Annotated in this window: 18 protein-coding genes; 7 read left to right on the forward strand and 11 right to left on the reverse strand. The window is 64.2% G+C overall.

The genetic code is table 11. The annotated features are described in order from the left end of the window. Position 1 precedes the first annotated feature (1 nt). From pip to AC3A6I_RS02890, 4 genes are all read left to right on the forward strand, one after another. Entirely contained in the window at positions 2-940 is a 939-nt protein-coding gene (pip, locus tag AC3A6I_RS02875) for a prolyl aminopeptidase (RefSeq protein ID WP_487541676.1), read from the forward strand. Between the two features lie 13 nt (positions 941-953). Further along, positions 954-2003 carry a LysR family transcriptional regulator gene (locus AC3A6I_RS02880; RefSeq protein WP_487541677.1) on the forward strand — a complete coding sequence of 350 codons (1050 nt, stop codon included), beginning with the start codon at positions 954-956 and terminating at the stop codon, positions 2001-2003. A 164-nt stretch (positions 2004-2167) separates the two neighbouring features. Continuing rightward, positions 2168-2674, forward strand: coding sequence for a c-type cytochrome (locus AC3A6I_RS02885; protein WP_487541678.1), 507 nt, complete (start codon positions 2168-2170; stop codon positions 2672-2674). A gap of 40 nt (positions 2675-2714) precedes the next feature. Next, positions 2715-3326: a zinc metalloprotease gene (locus tag AC3A6I_RS02890; protein WP_487541679.1), complete on the forward strand. Its 612-nt coding sequence runs from the start codon at positions 2715-2717 to the stop codon at positions 3324-3326. Here the strand turns inward: AC3A6I_RS02890 and AC3A6I_RS02895 are convergent. The 5 genes from AC3A6I_RS02895 to AC3A6I_RS02915 form a co-directional block, all read right to left on the reverse strand. After that, positions 3323-4114 carry a substrate-binding periplasmic protein gene (locus tag AC3A6I_RS02895; RefSeq protein ID WP_487541680.1) on the reverse strand — a complete coding sequence of 264 codons (792 nt, stop codon included), beginning with the start codon at positions 4112-4114 and terminating at the stop codon, positions 3323-3325. The two genes, AC3A6I_RS02890 and AC3A6I_RS02895, sit on opposite strands and share 4 nt — an antisense overlap. Positions 4115-4121: 7 nt before the next feature. Further along, entirely contained in the window at positions 4122-4943 is an 822-nt protein-coding gene (locus tag AC3A6I_RS02900) for an ABC transporter permease (protein WP_487541681.1), read from the reverse strand. 14 nt (positions 4944-4957) lie between these two features. Continuing rightward, positions 4958-5959, reverse strand: a complete 1002-nt coding sequence (locus AC3A6I_RS02905; RefSeq protein WP_487541682.1) for an ABC transporter ATP-binding protein — start codon at positions 5957-5959, stop codon at positions 4958-4960. After that, positions 5959-6816 (reverse strand): substrate-binding periplasmic protein, encoded by an 858-nt coding sequence (locus tag AC3A6I_RS02910; RefSeq protein ID WP_487541683.1) that lies wholly within the window; start codon positions 6814-6816, stop codon positions 5959-5961. Before AC3A6I_RS02910 ends, AC3A6I_RS02905 begins: the two co-directional genes overlap by 1 nt. Positions 6817-6896: 80 nt before the next feature. Then, positions 6897-8633, reverse strand: a complete 1737-nt coding sequence (locus AC3A6I_RS02915) for an outer membrane protein assembly factor BamB family protein (protein WP_487541684.1) — start codon at positions 8631-8633, stop codon at positions 6897-6899. 711 nt (positions 8634-9344) lie between these two features. On the opposite strand from AC3A6I_RS02915, the gene AC3A6I_RS02920 reads away from it, so the two are divergent. Continuing rightward, positions 9345-9554 (forward strand): hypothetical protein, encoded by a 210-nt coding sequence (locus AC3A6I_RS02920; RefSeq protein ID WP_487541685.1) that lies wholly within the window; start codon positions 9345-9347, stop codon positions 9552-9554. 9 nt (positions 9555-9563) lie between these two features. On the opposite strand, the gene AC3A6I_RS02925 is transcribed toward AC3A6I_RS02920, so the two are convergent. Genes AC3A6I_RS02925 through AC3A6I_RS02945 form a run of 5 tightly spaced genes read right to left on the reverse strand, consistent with a single transcriptional unit; the run spans position 9564 to position 14775 of the window. Beyond that, on the reverse strand, positions 9564-10475 hold the full coding sequence (locus AC3A6I_RS02925; RefSeq protein ID WP_487541686.1) for a glycoside hydrolase family 26 protein: 912 nt from the start codon (positions 10473-10475) through the stop codon (positions 9564-9566). A gap of 11 nt (positions 10476-10486) precedes the next feature. Continuing rightward, positions 10487-11011: a DUF995 domain-containing protein gene (locus AC3A6I_RS02930; protein ID WP_487541687.1), complete on the reverse strand. Its 525-nt coding sequence runs from the start codon at positions 11009-11011 to the stop codon at positions 10487-10489. Then, positions 11008-12807 carry a glycosyltransferase family 2 protein gene (locus tag AC3A6I_RS02935; protein WP_487541688.1) on the reverse strand — a complete coding sequence of 600 codons (1800 nt, stop codon included), beginning with the start codon at positions 12805-12807 and terminating at the stop codon, positions 11008-11010. The genes AC3A6I_RS02930 and AC3A6I_RS02935 overlap by 4 nt, the downstream gene beginning before the upstream one ends. After that, a complete protein-coding gene (galE, locus tag AC3A6I_RS02940; protein WP_487541689.1) occupies positions 12797-13789 on the reverse strand; it encodes a UDP-glucose 4-epimerase GalE in 993 nt (330 codons plus the stop codon). Before galE ends, AC3A6I_RS02935 begins: the two co-directional genes overlap by 11 nt. Next, on the reverse strand, positions 13786-14775 hold the full coding sequence (locus AC3A6I_RS02945; RefSeq protein ID WP_487544974.1) for a UDP-glucuronic acid decarboxylase family protein: 990 nt from the start codon (positions 14773-14775) through the stop codon (positions 13786-13788). The genes galE and AC3A6I_RS02945 overlap by 4 nt, the downstream gene beginning before the upstream one ends. A 502-nt stretch (positions 14776-15277) precedes the next feature. Here AC3A6I_RS02945 and AC3A6I_RS02950 point away from each other — a divergent pair. Both AC3A6I_RS02950 and AC3A6I_RS02955 read left to right on the forward strand, forming a co-directional pair. After that, positions 15278-15841, forward strand: coding sequence for a hypothetical protein (locus AC3A6I_RS02950; RefSeq protein ID WP_487541690.1), 564 nt, complete (start codon positions 15278-15280; stop codon positions 15839-15841). 85 nt (positions 15842-15926) lie between these two features. Continuing rightward, a complete protein-coding gene (locus AC3A6I_RS02955) occupies positions 15927-16646 on the forward strand; it encodes a response regulator (protein WP_487541691.1) in 720 nt (239 codons plus the stop codon). Here the strand turns inward: AC3A6I_RS02955 and AC3A6I_RS02960 are convergent. Next, the gene (locus AC3A6I_RS02960) at positions 16607-17965 is read right to left on the reverse strand and encodes a sensor histidine kinase (protein WP_487541692.1); all 1359 of its coding nucleotides are present in this window, start codon (positions 17963-17965) and stop codon (positions 16607-16609) included. The two genes, AC3A6I_RS02955 and AC3A6I_RS02960, sit on opposite strands and share 40 nt — an antisense overlap. Positions 17966-18141: the final 176 nt, after the last annotated feature.

Below are 18141 nucleotides of genomic sequence, written 5' to 3' on the forward strand. Positions count from 1 at the left end.
CATGGACGGCGAGACCATCAGCCTCTCCACCTTCCGCCTGCCCGTCGGCGATGGCCACGAGTTGCACGTCGAAACCGTCGGCCGTCCCGACGGCATGCCCGTGGTCTATCTGCACGGCGGCCCCGGCAGCGGTTGCCAGCCATCGCACCGCAACCTGTTCGATCCAAACCGGCACTATGCCGTGCTATTCGACCAGCGCGGGGCAGGGCGCAGCACCCCGCACGGGCGGCGTGACGCCAACACCACGCAGCACCTCATCGCCGACATGGAGGCCATCCGCACCAGCCTCGGCCTCGACAGCTGGCTGGTCGTCGGCGGCTCCTGGGGCGCCACGCTAGCACTCGCCTATGCCGAGGCGCACCCCGAGCGCGTCACCGGCCTCGTCCTTCGCGCCACTTTCCTCGGCACACCCACCGAGCTCGACTGGGCCTTCGGTACGGCGCTCCGCACATTCCACCCCGCGCTGCACACCGATTTCCTCAGCCTCCTCACCCCACCCGAACGCGCCGCTCCGCTGCTCAGCTATTACCCCCGCATCCTCGATCCCGATCCTGCCATCCACGGCCCCGCCGCGCGCGCCTATGCCATGACCGAGGACATCCTCTCCGGCATCCGCCCGACCAATACCCGGCTCGACTTCGCCGCGATCCACGATCAGACTGCCCGCATGCCACCTACCGCCTTCATGGAAGCGCACTACTTTTCCAACGCCTGCTTCCTCGCTCCCGACCAGCTCGTCGCCAGTGCCCACCGCCTCGCCGGCATTCGCGGCGTCATCGTGCAGGGCCAGTACGATCTGCTGTGCCCTCCGCAGAATGCGCATCGCCTCGCCGCCGCCTGGCCGGACGCGACTATCGTCACAGTACCCGCCGCCGGCCACTCGCTGATGGACCCGGGCATCGCCGATGCCGTCCGCACCGCCATCGCCGACTTCGCGTGAGGAGAAAGCCCGAATGGACGATATCCGCACCGGAATGACCGCGAGACTCAAGCGCAACACGCCCTCGCTCGCCCGCCTGCAGCAGAAGTCGCGCGAGCTGACACTGCACCAGCTGCGCATCTTCTGGGCCGTCGCGCGCTCCGAAACGCTGACCAAGGCGGCCAAGCAACTGGGCTTGGCGCAGCCCTCGCTGTCCCAGCAGCTCGGCAAGCTCGAAGCCATCGTCGGAACGCTCCTGTTCCAGCGCCTCTCCAACGAGATGCGGCTGACCGAAGCAGGCACATACCTGTTGCCCAAGGTCGAGCAGGTGCTGCGCGACATCCAGGAGCTCGAGGACGGCCTGTCCCAGTTCAGCGGCGGCCAGCGCCAGACCCTGCGGCTCGCCGGCATCAACTCCGTTCTGCACGTACTGCTGCCCACTGCCGTGCGCACCATGCAGGAACGCTTCCCCGATCTCGATTTCGATATCCAGGAAAGTGCCCCGGCCGATATCCTCGAGCTGCTCTATGCTCGCCGCATCAATGTTGGTCTCATGGCGGCCAACTCCGCCGCCGGTGCCGGGTTCACGCATATCCCGCTGCTCGACGATCCTTACGTGCTGGTGACACCCAGGACCCTCGTGCTCGATGGGATCACCGATCCCGAGCGCCAGCTTGCTCCCGAGCAGTCCGCGCTGCTCAACAAGTCTGTGCAGTTCATGTTCGGCTCCCGGCACGCGGATCGCGTCGCTCAATGGTACGACCGGTTGCTGCCGGAGCACCGCGTCGTCGCCCGCTGCCGTAGTTTCGAGACGGCCGTCGGCCTCGTCGGTGCCGGGGCAGGGGTATGCCTTGCCCCGGCCCTCGCTACGTGCGGCGAAAGCGGTCCGAACAGCGAGGTGAACCTCTACCGGGTGCAGGTACGGCCGCGCTCGATCGTAGCGCTGGTGCCCTCGCAATACCGACGCGTGGAGCCCTATACGGCGTTGTTCGATCTGCTGAAACAGAGCGCCGCGCTGCATGCCGCTCCGGATATCCGGGAAACGCCGCCGTTTCTCGTCGAGGACGTGCTTGAGGAGCTATAGGATGTGTGCCCCGACCCGGTAGGCTGTCGAATATGGGCACGCGCGCGTACGCGCGACTAAGAGACTATTGCAATGATCCTAACGGTCGGCTTGGCTAAGCGACGGTGCAAAAGCTGGCGGAGTTTGCCTTTCGGCGCACCCTTATCTTCTCGGGAGTCATTTGAATGAAGAAACGCGATATTCGGCTGCTCGGCGGCGCCGCGGCCGTAAGCGCTGCACTTTTCGTGGTGTCGGGTATGGCGCACGGGCTCGAAAACCGTCCGCTGGAAACCACGCGGGCCCCCGTACACAGGGTAGAGACCCGCATCCTCGTCGCCCAGGCCGACGCTCCGGCCCAGAAGGCGACCTATACCAGCGAGCAGGCTGACCGCGGCGAGTCGCTGTACACGAAGAATTGTGAGGAATGCCACGGTAAGGACCTGCGCGGTGGTCTGCTCGGTGGCCCGCCGTTGCGCGGCGTCGCCTTCGAGGAAAAATATGCCAAAGGCGCACCCGCCGGTGCGCTGTTCGATTTCATGAGTGTCGCCATGCCGCCGGACTCCCCCGGCCGCTTCTCGGCGGCCCAGTATGCCGACATCATGGCCTACATCCTCAAGCGCAACAGCTTCAAGGCAGGCGCCGAGCTACCCTCGGATTCGGAGACGCTCTACAACTACGTCATCGAGAAATGACGGCGAGGGCGCCTGGTCGCCCCGAAACGTCGAGGCCCGCGTGGACCTGACCCTCCAACTGGTGGTGATGCGCTTCCTCGCGGGGCTCATCATCGCCACCATTCAGGGTAGCGCCATCGCGGCTGCTGCCGTGCTGTTCGGCGACAAGGGGCCGCGCTATGACGGGCGACTCACGCCCGTTCCCACCGCACATGTCGATCTGCTGGGGCTCGGAACGCTGATGCTCACCGGCTTCGGCTGGACCAAAGCGGTCGATGTCGACCCCGGCGAGTTGCGCTTTGGTCGCTGGGGGCTCGTCATCGCAGTGCTGGCTGGCAGCATCGCACTGCTCGCCACCGCCTGGCTGATCCTGCATCTCGTCATACCTCTGCTGACCTTGCTGCCCTACACGAGCGGGGTCACCGCGGCCGCCTTCGTGCGCTCTACGGCGCAGCTCTGCGTCTGGATGGCGCTATTCACCCTGTTGCCGGTGCCGCCGCTGGCCGGTGCGCATTTCCTCGCCGCACTCGGTATCCGCCTGCCACCCCAGGCCGGCATTGTCATCGGCTGCATCCTGCTGGCGCTGTCGATCCTGGGCGTGACCAGAACCGTCCTGGCCCCCGCCTACGGCGTCATTGCGCCCCTGGTCCTCGGCGTCGACGTCGCCCGCTAGCGGATCGGCGTAACTCCATATCGGTCCATTATGTCGCCAATCGTGCCGTCAGCCGCCATGTCGGCGAAGGCTCGGTCGATCAGGCGCTTGAGCGTGATGTCGCCCTTCCACAGTCCGAACACGATATTGTGGCGCGCCAGTTGCGGTGGCGCCCACGCCACCGTCCAGCCATTCTCGCTGGCGAGCCGGCTCGCCAGCAGCGCCTCGGTGACGCCGGCGTCGAGCGAACCATCGGCGATCGCCGTCACCAGCGCCTCCGGGGTGGTGAGCACGCGCGCCGTTGCCCCCTCTGCCCTCAGCAGACCCGCAAGCCCGACCCGGTCGAGCCCTGAGATCAGGGCCAGCGCGCCGAAGCGCTTGCCCCCGAGGCTGCCGATGGGGGCAGGGGACACAATAGCCCACCCGGTCTGCGCATAGGGCGGCCCGGTCTCGAGGAAGGACCGCGTCTGGTCGGAATCGACGACGCCGCCGGCGATCACCTGGCATTGCGCCCGGTTGAGCCCCCAGTTGCGCGGGTTGAAGTCGCGGCCCATCGCCCGGTTCTCGTTGAGCACCAGCGTGGCGCCCATTCGCTTGGCTACAGCCTGCAACAGCTCGATGTCGATCCCCGGCATATCGGGATCGCCCGTCACCAGCGGCGGATAGGCCGGAGGCACGCAGGCGCGCAGCGCCCCCGCGCGCTGCACCTCGCGCAGCGACGTATCCGGCGGCAAGAGGCTCACGCCGACCAGCAGCGCCAGCACCAGGCCGAAGCTTATGAGATCCCGCATCCCGTCGGAGACGGCCACTGTCGCCTCACGTCTTGTGGAAGTCGTAGAGCGCGATGCTGAACAGCACCACGCAGGCTGTGACGATCACCGTGATCCCCAGCCAGGGATCGAACTGGTTGTAGTTGATCAGCACCCCGCGCAGCGCATCGACCGCATAGGTCAGCGGGTTCCACTCGATAATGGTCACCAGCCAGTCCGGATACACGACACGCGTCTGCGCCCGGCTCAGCGCCGGATCGAGCGGGAAGATCGAGCTCGAGGTGAAATAGAGCGGCAGGATCACCGCATTGGAGAACACCCCGAATCCCTGGAAGCTGCGGATACGGTTGGCGATCACTACGCCCAGCGAGGTCAGCGCGAAGGCCAGCAGCGTCATCAGCCCCAGCGCCTTGAGCACATCCGTCAGTGTCAGCGGTACGTCGGCGAAGCGGGCCAGCACCAGCACCAGGCATCCGTGCAGCACCGCCACCGTCGTGCCGCCCAGCACCTTGGCCAGCAGCACCGTGCCGCGCGATAGCGGCGACACCAGCACCTCGCGCAAAAAGCCGAACTCGCGGTCCCAGATCACCGACACGGCGGACTGCACCGAGGTGAACATGATGTTGAGCGCGATGACAGCCGGGAAGATGAACTGCAGGTAGGTGAAGGGCACGACAAAGGTCACCGCTCCATACACTTCGCCGCGGAAATAGGGGTTGAGCCCGATGCCCAGGATCAGCACCCACAGTATCGGCCGGCTCACCCCGCCGATGAGCTGGCCGCGATCGCGAAACGCCCGCTTCACTTCGCGTAGCCACAACCCGTACAGCCCGCCCAGTTGCACCATCAGCGCGGAACGCCATCCCATTGCCTGCGCTCCGCTCATCTTGTGTGCTCCCCGCCGCGCCTGCCGAAGGCGAGCGTCTGCTCGCGTGCGCCCGCCGCCTTGTCGCGCAGCTCGCGCCCGGTCAGCGACAGGAACACCGTCTCGAGGCTGGGCACCTCGACCTTGAGCGCCGTGATCCGCGTGCCGAATTCGGCCAGCAGCGCCGCGACGAAGGCCTCGTCGCTGACCAGCGTCAGCTCGGCGCCCGGCTTGCCGGTCAGCCGGTCGGGATAACGCGCCGCGATCGCCTCGCGGTCAGCGTCCGTCGCCGGCGTCAGCCGCACCAGCGCCTGACCATGCGCGCGCTTCAACGTCTCCGGCGTGTCGAGCGCCAATACCTTGCCACCATCGATGATGCAGACCCGGTCGCAGCCCTCAACCTCCTCGATATAGTGGGTGGTCACCAGCACCGTGATGTCGCGCTCGCTCCTGAGCCGGCGCAGATAGCTCCAGATTCGGTCGCGCGTCTGCGCGTCCAACCCTACGGTCGGCTCGTCGAGCAGGATGATCCTCGAATCGTGGATTAGCGCCCGGGCGATCTCCAGCCGCCGCTTCATGCCCGACGACAGCGCCCGCACCGGCTTGCCTGCCCAGTCGGTGAGCTCGACGAGCTCGAGCATCTCCTCGATGCGCTGCCGCCTGAGTTTGCGCGGCACGCCGAACACCAGCCCATGCAACTCGAGATTCTCTCGCACCGTCAGCCGGTCGTCGAGGCTGGGCTCCTGGAACACGATGCCCAGCTTCTGCCGCGCCGCGAGCGGCTGCTTGGCCACATCGATGCCGTTGATCAGCGCCGTGCCGCTATCGGGCTTGAGGATGGTGCACAGGATATGCAGCAGCGTAGTCTTGCCCGCACCGTTCGGCCCCAGCAGCGCGAACAGCTCCTGCTCGCGCACGGCAAAGCTCACCTCGTCGAGCGCGAGCGTGCGGCCATAGCGCTTGGAAATGGCATCGACGCGGATAGCGTCAGCAGGGACTACCGGGTTGGGATCAGGCATCACGGGGCTACGGTGGCCGGAAAGTCGTGGCTTTCGAGGATCTGGCCGATCGTACCGTCGGCAGTGAGCGCAGCGATAGCCTCGTCGATGGCGCTGCGCAGGAATTTCTGGTCGGCCAGTACCACCGCGCCTACGCCGAGCCCCGTTGGCGGCAGCGGGCTCGGGTCGACCACGTGCAGGTCTGCAAAAGCCGGGTCCGCCTTCTGCTTCGCCCACAGGTTTGGAGCCCAGACGAGCGCAACGTCGATGGAGCCGCTATGCAGCGCGTCGAGCGCCATGTCGTTGGTGCCCATCGGGAAGACCGGCCAGCGCTTGTCGGCCGGTAGCGCCGTCTGGTACGAGACCAGCCGGATATGGGCCGTAGTCCCCACCGCCGCTCCGATCGGGCGCCCGGCCGGCAGGTCGGCCAGTGATTTCAGCGCCGGGTCGACGGCCACGAACACATACTCGGTGTCGTAGTAGGCACGGGTCAGCGTGATCCAGGGCGCATAACCCTCGGGGATCAGCTTGAACCCCATGTAGACGTCGCAATGCTCCAGCATGCGACCGTAGATCCTGGTGATGTCCTCGACGGCGATCTCGCTTTCGACCACATAGCGCACCGGCTCGAGCAGCAGCCCGGCGGCAATGGTGTCGGCAATCTCGCCAGCCACTTCCCAATCGGGATCGCGCTTGTCGATGCAGTAGCGCAACTGCGACTCGTCGAGTCGCCGGCCGATATTCCACTGCCCCGGCGCAAACGGCACGTCGTCGAACTCGGCCTCCTGACCAACGGCACTTCCCGTCACAGCGAGCGGCGCCAGCGCCAGCACGGGAAGCAGGCTCAACAGCCTCAGGAAAGCAAAGGCAACGCGCAATATCGGACCTCATAGAAAGGACCGGGCGGACTGGAAGCTTCCAGGTCCGCCCGGGCCGGTATCAGGATGCGCTCGGCCGATTACTCGGCGTCGGGCAGCGCAAAGACGTAGAGCGTCACCGGGTTGTTCGGCGGCAGCTTGATGTCCGGGGTCAGCGACTGCAGGCGGCCAAGGCCGTTGCCGAAGTTCGCCACCACAGCCACGTACTGCTTGCCGTCAGCCTCGTAGGTGATCGGGAACGACTCGAGCGAGTTGCTCAGCGTCGGGCTCGTCCACAGCACATCGCCGGTCTCGTCGTCGAACGCAATGAGCTTGCGGTCGAGCGTACCCACGAACACCACGCCGCCAGCGGTTGGCAGGGTCGAGGTGGTGACCGGAGCATACTGGCGGTACTGCCACATCTCCGACTTGTCATCGAGCTTCACGGCGCGAACCTGGCCGATATTGCCGTCGCCATCCGGACGCGGCACGCGCGAGTAGGTCTGCAGGCCACCACCGGTGTAAATCTGGCCCGGATCGAGCGGATTGACGGTGGTGTTCGAGCAGAACTCGACGGTCGGCAGGTAGATTGCGCCGGTCTTGGGGCTGTACGACGTTGCCTGCCAGGCCTTGCTGCCCGGGTCGGCGGGGCAGTTGAAGGTGGTCTCGCCGATCACCGGAATGACTTCCGGATTGATCTCCTTGGCGCCCGTCTCCTGGTCGATCGACAGCACCACGTTCTGCGGCACGGTTTCCTTGGCCCACAGCCACTTGCCGTCGGTGCGGTTCACCGCTTCCATGATGCCGAGCTTGCCGGTCGTCACCACTTCGTCGCCGATGATCAGGCGCTCATACACATAGTCGAGGTCGAGCGAGTCGGTCGGCAGGTACTGGTGGTACCACTTGAGGTCACCCGTCTTCGGGTCGATCGCCAGCGTGGAGTTCGTATAGAGCGCTTCGTTGGTGACGTTCGGGTCCGAGCTCTTCGGCGTCAGGCCGGCGATCTCGACGTTCCACGGATAGGGCTGGCCGACGCCGGCATAGATCAGGTTCTGTTCGACGTCATACGAACCGGTGATCCAGGCCGAAGCGCCGTGACGGCTCTCGAGCGGAATGCCGTTCCAGCTGTTGCCTTCGGGCGTATCGCCACGCGCAATGGTATTGACGCGCCAGATCTCCTCGCCGGTCTCAGGATCGTGACCGGTGAAGAAGCAGCCGCCGGGCTGGGCGTTCGAGCAGTTCGTCATGCCCTGGATGATGGTGCCATTGGCAACCAGCGGGCCGGACGAATAGGCAAAGCCCTTCTTGTAGTCGGCGACCTGCTGGTCCCACACCAGTTCGCCGGTCTTGATATCGAGCGCGATGATGTGCGCGTCACGGGTCGCAACGATCAGGTTGTTACCGTAGATGGCCTTGGAACGCTCGCCGCCCGGGTTCACGTCATCGGGCAGCTCATACTGGTATTCCCAGATGAGGTCGCCGGTGGCCGCGTTCAGCGCCTGGATGCGGTGGTCGGAGTTCTGCAGGAACAGCACGCCGTCATGGACCAGCGGGGTTTCCTGCGTGCGGCCGCCCGGGCTCATGCCCCAGGACCAGGCCAGCTGCAGCTTGCCGACATTGTCCTTGTTGATCTGCTCGAGCGGGCTGTAGCCCCAGCCATCATAGGTGCGGCGCCACATCAGCCAGTCGCCGTCCGACGGGTTCTGCAGCATCTCGTCGGTAACCGCCGTAATGCTGTCGATGGGGCTGTCTTGAGCGACGGCCGACTGAACGGCCATCAGCGATATCAATGAAACAGCCAGCCCGACGGCCGCCGTAAACTTGGGACTACCCTTCATGAGTGGCCTCCCTCTCTCGATTTCTTTCTGTGACTAGTCTTGGAGCTCGATTGCGTCTGTCAGCGAATTGAGCCGACTTGTAAATTGCTCGCTAGCTCACCATTCGCTAGCTCACCGTTCGCAAGCTTACCGTTAGCGTATGCCCGCGTCGCGAGAGCCGTCAACGGCGTGGGCAGTTCTATCGGGGCTCGCGCGACGCTACTTTGGTCGAAGCGTATTTGTCGGTATGCGGAGACTGCGCGACTGCTTTTGCCGGTATCCGCGGGTCTTGGCCCCCTCCGGCAAAGTGTCGCATGACGATTCATCCTTTAGGTGCAGGGCGGCGGAACGCCCCATTCCGCCATCGCCATAGCCGTTGCCGCACGCGGAGGACGCCATCTCTGCGCTGGCGGTCAGGCGGTGCCGGCCGTGCCGCTCACCACAAGCTCAAGCTGCGTCTGGGGAATTGCCAATCTACATCGCCGCAACGTGAGGTCATGCATCGTCAAATTCTGTCGGCAAGTGACCGCGCGCGTTATCTTGCCGTTATTTCCCGGCGTTACTTTGGCTAACCTTGCGTTGCCAGCAACGAAGGCATTTGCATAAAATGCAGTCGAGCGCCCGAACTGGCGCTTAGCGGCACGTGACTAGCTTCCGATTCCATCACCCCAGAAGGGGCATCTTACTCGGAGGTCTACCTTGAATCTTTCCATGCGAACTGGCCTTCGGCCGGTGGCAACTTCGTTCGCCCTGGCGGCGCTGCTCTTGTCGGCGTCGGCGCTTCCGCTCGCCCCGCAGTCGCTGGCGGCCGAGTACAAGGTGACCGTGAAGGTCAAGCCGACGGGGCTGCGGTCCGTGCGGCTCTACGGCTCGTCGCCTTGGGTGTGCACGCCAAGCGGCTTCGGGCAGAAGGCACGTTGCTATCTGCGCAAAGCCGCCTGACTCACGGTGCTACTCGACGATATTGTTGGTGACGCGCCAGTCGGGCAATCCATAGTGTTCCGGCCATGGCGCCACCTCCTTGTCGTTGAAGTAAGCAACGCCAAAGAGCTGGGGGAAAGTGGCATCCTTGCCGGTAGAGTCCCGAGCCCACTTTGCCACGTAGTTGGCGTCGCCTACATAGCCCAGTTCGGCGACGTAGATCGGCTTGCCGAAGGGGAGCACCCGGTCGTAGGCGGGCTTCAGATACTCCGCGAAGGTGTGATCGCGCCCCGAGCGATCATGATCCATCTGCTGGAGCCCAAAGATCGACAGACCGATCGAATCGACCACGTCATCGCCAGGGTAGTAGTCCTCCAGTCCCTCGATTCCTTTGGGAGACCACATAAACGTGGCGTTAGGCGCAGCGATCCGGCATCGCTCGACGAAATGACGATACGCGGCGATGTAGTCGGACGGAGCCCAGCCTGCCCAAACGAATTGTCCGGTCGTCTCTTCCATTTCCTGCGCCCACCGCATGACCGTTGGGCGCTTCAGGCGGCCGACCTCGCCGCATAGTCCATCTATCACGCCGTCATACACGCCCTCCCGCATGCCGTTGCGAAGGTCGTTCGGTTCGATGCGGCGGGAGCGATCCCAGGTCCATGGCTCCACCGTGATCCAGATCTCGCGGTTTCGTGCCGAGGCATAGTCGTAAGCAATCGGCAACGTGGAGAGGTCGATGTCTTCCCACGGGAGGAACAGGTGTTCGATGTCGAGCGACTTGTCGTCGGTGAAGTCGCCGTGTGGATCATAGGCGCCGACAAGCCACGAGTCGGGTCCTTTGACCGGGCGCCCGTCCTTCTGGGTGATGGACTGTGCCTGCCCCAGGGCAGGGAGCAGCAGGGCCACCGCGAGCGTCGTTAGCAACGTTCTGTGTCGCATGCTTTCCTCCGTTATTTGATCGATCCGGCAGCAGCCTTGACCGCAACTTTGGCATCGGGCAGACGCCCGGAAACCAGATCCTGGGGGACGAGCGCGTTGATGCCATCCTCGGCTTGCCGCTTTGCATGTTTGAAGACTTCCCACTTTCCGTTGGGGAGGGTGCGCTGGTAGATCACCCCGTCCTTCTCGACATGCTGGAAGCATGATGTCGCGGGAACGCGTCCGTAGCTGCTGACCCAGTCGGCCAGGATGCAGAGCTGTCCCTTGTCGGATATCCGCCATCTCCCTTCCGCGTACTGGATACCCCAGGATTCCGTGAGCACGGCCGTGAAAGCTCTGCCATCGACGGAAAAGCGGGCGGCCCGGTCGGTGCCCCAATTCCAGCTCTTGCCGCCATATATCGCATATAGCTCGGCTGCCTTCAGCGGCGTTGCGTTTCCCGGTGGGTCCTGCTGCTCGGCCCCGGCCGCGACCTGGGGCAGGACGGTTGCCCCGAGTGCGATCAGCACCGAAACTGCCGTAGCGAACCTGTTCATTTTGAACTCCATGCCAATATTTTGAAATGCAGAGCGATCTTCCGTGTACGGGACGCATCCACTCCGGCGCCGGACAGGGTGAAGGTGGATTCCGTGAACCTCACGAAGTCGTTGTTCCAGGAGATCGCCTCGAGGCCGCGCATCCAGTTGGGACCGGCGGCGAGGACAGGTCCCGTCGTGAAGGCCATCGAGAGGGCCGCAGCTCCAACCCACTGCATTATGGACCGTTGTTTGCGGTTTTCCCGGAGATGAGCGAAGAGGATGACCACGAAAACGAGGCCATAGACGATGGCATTCATCTGCGCAAAGACGTAGTAACCAGCTGCGGTGCTGGACGTGTCGATGAAGTACGCTGTTAGGCCCGAGATCACCGACAGTGCTGCATAGGGTGCAATGACCCGAACCGGTAGCGTGCCGCCCTTGCCCTTAGGCGTTACTCGAAACTCTGTGTGCCGCTTGAAGGCCCAGTCTGCGACCGCCGCCGCAGTGCCGAGGAAAGCCCACGGCCAGCGCGCCATGGCGAACGTTGCCGTCTCCCAGCTGAATATTTTCGCCCGGACGGGACGCAGAACGCCCTGCGATCTACGGAGGTAGGCCAACGCCAGCAGCGTTGTGCCTACCGGAACGAAGTAGATCAGGAACTCGACATACGGGACGTTGACGAAGGTGAAATTGAACGCCAGTGCCAATAACGGCATGATGAAGCTCGCGAGCATCACTGCCGCAAAGCAAGGATACCAAAGCTGAGAGAAGATGAACTGGAACCGCAGCTTCGGGTTGAGGCGACGCAGCAGCCCCGGGGTGTAGGTCAGGAAGACCGTCACTAGGCTACGCGACCATTGGAATTCCTGAACGGCAAGGTCGGCGAATGTCGCCGGCCCCAGGCCATGCGCGATGGCGTCGACCGCATGAACGCCCTTCCAGCCTGCGGCATTGAGCATGAGCGTTGTTGAGTGGTCTTCGGCGAGTTCGGGCCCCAGCCCGCCGATCTGGCGCAGCGCAGAGGTGCGCACCGCATAGTGTGAACCCATGCAAAGTGGGGCCCAGCCTTCGTTGTATCCGGCCTGCAATGGACCGTGCAGGTTCCCCTCCGAGTAAAGTCGGCCGCGCGCCGACCAGCTATCGCGCGCGTTGCCGTCACAGATGCTGGGGGCAGAGACGTAGCCGACCCGCGGATCGGCGAACGGCTGCAACATGCTCTCCAGATACCCTGGTTCGGGCACGTGGTCGGCGTCGAGTTGCACGACTACGTCGTAGAGCTCATAGCCGTAATTGTCGTAGAAATAGGCAAGGTTGCCCTCTTTGCAGCGCGTACGGCGCGGCCATGTGGCGCGGTGATAGTCCTCGACGCCGAAGCGTGTCGAGATTCGCACGCCATGCGCTTCGGCCCAAGCGACGGTCTCGGGCGTCGGTGCCTCGTCCGCGAGCCATGTGTCGTGAGGAATATCCTGTTTCAGCATGGCCGACAGCGTTTGCGCTAGCACATCGAACGGCTCGCTCGGGGCCTTGGTGACAACCATGGCAACTCTGAGGTCCCGCGGAACGGGGGCCGATGGTGCGGGGCGCCGGGCTCGATTAAGAATCAGCAAGAAGTAGGCGGGAGTGACGGTAACCCAGATCAGGACACCCGAGACCGCCAGGAAGGAGACTGGAGAGGTCCAGTGGTCCGGCCGCAGCCACCAGATCCAGAAGTTGGCGAAGAAGGCGGCCCACAGGATCAGTCCGGCCCTTTGCAAAAGCTGCGCCTTGCGCCCTAGCATTGGCTCCATGGGCAGAGTGGCGGCATCACCCCGCATGGCGTACCTCGCGGGCAAACCACGGCAGGGCGGTCCGCACGATCGTCTCGAGATCCGAGAGTTCGGCGACAAAGCCCAGCTTTTCGCGAGCAAGGCTCGCATCGGCATAGAGTTCGGCGGGATCGCCGGCGCGGCGGTCGCGATAAACCACCGGCACCGCATGCCCGACCACCGTCTCGATGGCGCCGAGCACCTGCTTGATGGACGAACCCCGGCCACTGCCGAGATTGACCTTCAGGTTCTCGCCACCGGCCAGCAGCCGGCGCGCCGCCAGCACGTGGGCGCGCGCCAGGTCGCAGACATGCACATAGTCGCGGATGCAGGTACCGTCCGCCGTCGGGTAATCGTTGCCGAACACTTCGAGCCGCGGCAGCAGCCCGGTCGCCGCCATCAGCGCACGCGGGATCAGGTGGGTCTCGGGATCATGCCGCTCGCCGATCTCGCCTTCCGGATCTGCACCGCAGGCGTTGAAGTAGCGCAAAGCTGAAAAGCGGATGCCATAGGCCGTCGCATAGTCCATCAGCATCTGCTCGCCGATCAGCTTGGTCCAGCCATAGGGATTGATCGGAGATTGCGCCGTACTCTCGACGATCGGCACCTCGGGCGCCGTGCCATAGGTGGCGCAACTGCTCGAAAAGATCACCGAGCCCACCCCGGCAATGCGGCAGGCCTCGAGCAGGCTCAGCGTTCCCTCGACATTGTTGCTGTAATACTTGGCCGGTTCCGTCACCGACTCCCCGACATAGGCGGAAGCAGCAAAATGGATCACCGCCTGGGGCTGGTGCAGTCGCATCACCGCGGCCAGAGCCTCGGTGTCGCGGATGTCGCCCTCGACCAGCGGCCCCCACTTCACCGCATCGGCATGCCCGGTGCTCAGGTTGTCGAAGGCGATCGGCAGGAAGCCGTCACGTGCCAGTTGCTTGCACGTATGGCTGCCGATGAACCCAGCTCCGCCGGTAACCAGAAGCGGTGTCGCACTCATAGCGCGATGTCCATCCGAGGCTGCGCCGCCGATCGGGCCAGCTCCGCCTCGAAATAGGCGATGGTGCTCTTCAGCCCCTCGCGCAGGCTGATCGTCGGCTCCCAGTCGAGCAGCTCCTTGGCCCGGGTGATCACCGGTCGGCGCTGCTTGGGATCATCGGTCGGCAGCGGCCGCCGGATCACGCTCGAGCTTGTGCCGGTCATCTCGACGATCATCTGCGCCAGCTCGAGCATGGTGAACTCGCCTGGATTGCCAAGGTTGACCGGGGTTGCCGGTGCCACCTCAGCCCGCATCAGCTTGATGATGCCTGCCACCAGATCGCTGACATAGCAGAACGACCGGGTCTGGCTGCCGTCGCCGTACACGGTGATGTCCTCGCCGCGCAGCGCCTGTACCACGAAGTTGGACACCACGCGCCCGTCCTCGGGGCTCATGCGCGGGCCGTAGGTATTGAAGATGCGAGCGATCCGGATATCGACGCCATACTGCTGGCGATATTCGAAGAACGCCGTCTCTGCGGCACGCTTGCCTTCGTCGTAGCAGGAGCGGGGTCCGAACGGGTTGACGTTGCCCCAGTAGCCCTCGGGCTGCGGATGCACCTCGGGGTCGCCATACACTTCCGAGGTCGAGGCCTGGAAGATGCGGGCGCCCTTGCGCCGCGCGAACTCGAGCGCGTTGAGCGCGCCGAGCACGTTGGTCTTCAGCGTGTGGATCGGGTCGCGCTGGTACATCGGCGGCGAGGCGGGCGAGGCGAGGTTGTAGACCTCGGCGACGCGCGGGTAGGGCAGGTCCAGCGGTTCGACCATGTCGTGCCGGAACAGCACGAAATGCTTGTTGGTCAGCAGGTGCTGGATGTTCTCGATCCGGCCGGTCTCGAAGTTGTCGACGCACACGACCTGGTAGCCCTGAGCGAGCAGCTGCTCGCTCAGGTGGGAACCCACAAATCCAGCACCGCCGGTGACGACGGCGACAGGACGGAAAGACAGAGTTGCTAGACGTGCGACCACAAAAACCTCCAGAGCCCCACCAGTCGCATCATCGACTGATGTGGATTCGGCGGCCGCACGCCCTTGGGAAATGACTGCGCTCCTGCATGTCCCCGGTCGGCCCTATTTTGGCCTCGAACCGTCCGGCGACTGCGCTGAAAGGGTTAACCGGTTCAGCACCATCCTGCTGGATGCGTTAGGACATATGTAACCAACACCGCGCCGCTTCATTACGGTCTTTGGTCGCCATTGGTAGGTCGGCCTGTGGTCGGTAACAGAGCTGGAATTCACCTAAATTGCCGCTTCCGGTTGATGCGGCAGTCGTTAAGTACTATTCGCTATTCATGGATGCTATTTTTGCAGTCTGATTGAAATGGAATTATTGCGTGGCGGTGCGATCGTCTCGCGGCCGACAGGGTCGGTCGTTGTGCGTCGGATTGTAACGCAGTATAAATTTTTCATAAAACTGTATTTATTAATACTTGTGACTGCTGGGTGTGCGATGGCAGGCTCTGCTGCCGCGGCCGAAAGCTGGACGGTGCTCGATAGCAACGGTCCAGTGCTGATCCTCGAGCGCGACCAGTGGGCCGATCTCCCCAAAGGGGAGGACGTGCCTCAGGGCATGCCGGTCCGCACGCTGAAGCGCGCGACCATCACCCTGTCTCACGCCGGCCAGGTGGTAACTCTCGCTCCCGACAGTGCTGCCCGGCTCGACGAGGCGACGGGCAACAATACCGCGCTCACCCAGTTCGCCGGCAAGCTTACCGTCGATGCCCGCGTCGCCCGCGGCCGCGGCCTGCTCATCCGCACCCCGGCGCTCACCATCAATGTCGAGCCCGGCCCGGCGCGCCTTGCGATTCTGGCCGAAGCCGGCAAGGTCGAGGTCACCGCTGGCTCGGCCATCGTCTCCGACCCCAGAACCAGTGTGGAGACCACCGTCGCTGCTGGCGAGGCCGTTTTCCTCGCCGATCTCGAAGCCGCCGCAACCGCCATGAAGGCGCCGGGCTCGGTTGATGGCATCGAGACCGGATCGGTTCCTAATCCACTGGGAATAGTGGGCAAATAGGTCGAACCCGCAATAAAAATGCCCAGATTGGTGGAGACCACTTGCCGGACTGAGTGCTGGGCAACCACGGGGAGACGAGAGCGGCATGGCAACGGGAACTCTGGCCGATCTTGACGATGCTTCTCCCAAGCCCCGCATTCGTATCGGCTTCGTCGACGACCATCCGATGCTGCTCATGGGCATGGCTGCCCTCTTCGAGGCCAATCCGTCCTTCGAGATCGTCGGCACCCAGACTTCCGCCGACGGCGCCATAGACCTCGTTGTTGCGCAGAGCCCCGACGTGCTGACCATGGATCTGAGCATGCCGGGCGACGTCATTGCCGCCATTCCCGCCGTCATCGAAAAGTCCCCGGCTACCCGCATCATCATCTTCACCGCCTTCGGCGATGTGGATCTGGCGCTCCGCGCACTCGATGCCGGCGCCCATGGCTTCGTGCTCAAGGGCCGCCCGTCCGACGAACTGTTCGAGGCCGTCGCCACGGTCCAGCATGGGGCTCTCTACATCTCGCCCGACTTCTCGCCCAAGCTGCTCGCCGGCTTCCGCCAGCGCACCCTGCGCGAGCGCGAGCGCAGTAACACCAAGCTCAGCCCGCGCGAGCAGCAACTGGTCGAGTGCCTGTTCGAAGCAATGTCCAACAAGGAGATTGCCCGGGCGCTCAACCTCACAGAAAAGACGGTCAAGCATTACATGACCAACCTGATGAACAAGTTGAAGGTGAAAAGCCGGCTGGAGGTCGTCCTCGCCGCTCGCCGCCTGCGGTCGCCTTACGAGCCGGACCTCGGCTCTTCCGGCGACGACAGGTGAGGTAGCTCGACCAGCGGAATCTGGGCCTTGATCCGCGCTTCTCCGTCCTCCATCGCGACGCTCAGCCGTCCTCCTTGCGACTCGACCCGGAAGAACATGCCCCGCAAGCCCAGCCGCTCTACCGACGGCTGCGGGTTGAGGCCAGGATCGATGGCGTTGGTGATGGCGAGGTCCAGCCATCCTGCCGCGACGCGGGCGGTCACCTGCGCCCCACCTCCGTCATTATGCCGGTAGGCATTGGTGAGCGCCTCCTGAACCACCCGATAGGCGCAGATGCGCGCCGTCAACGGGCCTGTCGTTCCGGACGGGATGTCAATCAGCGTCTCGATCTCGACACCCGTCAGGTTCTGGTGCCGGCCGATCGCTGCTTCGATCGATTGCTTGAGATCCATCCCGGCAAGCTGCGGCAATACAAGGCCCGCCGAGATGGCGCGCAGCTCCTCGAGCGCCTGCTGTGCCAGGCCCCGGTCCGCATTTGGGTCGCCCGCCTTGCCCGGCAACCGCAGGATCAGCAAGGTCAACAACTGCACTGGCCCGTCGTGGATGTCCGACCCCACCTCCGCCAGCACGCGCTCGTTGGCCAGGATCGACTCCATGCGCAACGTGTCCGATACCTCATGTAGGGCAATGTTCTGCCGCAGCAGGCTGTGCGTTCGCCTGAGATTGGCCGCGAGGCGCTGGCGCTGATGGGCGATGACGTCGCTGGTCACATCCACCAGCATCGCCACCGTGCCCAGCGCCGCGAAGCCGACGAGCGCAGCGATGATCCAGGCATTAGTGCGAGCCTCCGCCTGTAACTCCGTCACCGCCCGCGCACCGAAGTAGAGCTCGGCAACGCCGACCACGCTCTCGTCGTCATCGCGCAGTGGAGTATAGATCTTGAGCACCGGCAGGTGCGAGGCCGGCAGCCCGCCCAGCGCCGGCACGGTGACGTTTATCAGCCGCACGTCGAGCTCGCCCTGTGCCGCCGCCATGTGGTGGGCTATCGACAGGGCGTCTTCGAAATCGTTGCCGGTCTGCAGCACTAGCTCGCCATCGAGCCGGCGCAGCCGCAGCATCAGCAATCGCGTGCTATTCGTATTGCTGCCCATGTCGAATGCGGTGTCGATCGCCTCGAGATCCTCCGGGCTCAGCGACCCGGCTGTCAGCGCTCCATCGAGCCGGCGCGAGATCAGGGCTTCGATGCTGCCCGCCGCCGTCGCGCCCACGCCTTTGACGACGGCGTCCGAGACATACGCTCCGGCCCAGCCGCCAAAGGCGATCACCACGCCCAGTACGACGATGAACGCAACTAGGAAGAACCGCTGCGATAGGCGCATGCCGACTCGTTCACCAACTCACCCACGACCCGATCATATGGCAACGTCGGGATCGTATTTGGCAATGTGGGCAGTTGCCGCGCGCGCGAAGCAACAATCAAATGTGCCACCAGGAATTCTGGGACAAATCCCCATGACTGGAGACGCCTGGCCCATCCGCAAGCGGTCGTGCCCTC

Source organism: Devosia sp. Soil_C_22 (assembly GCF_057657195.1).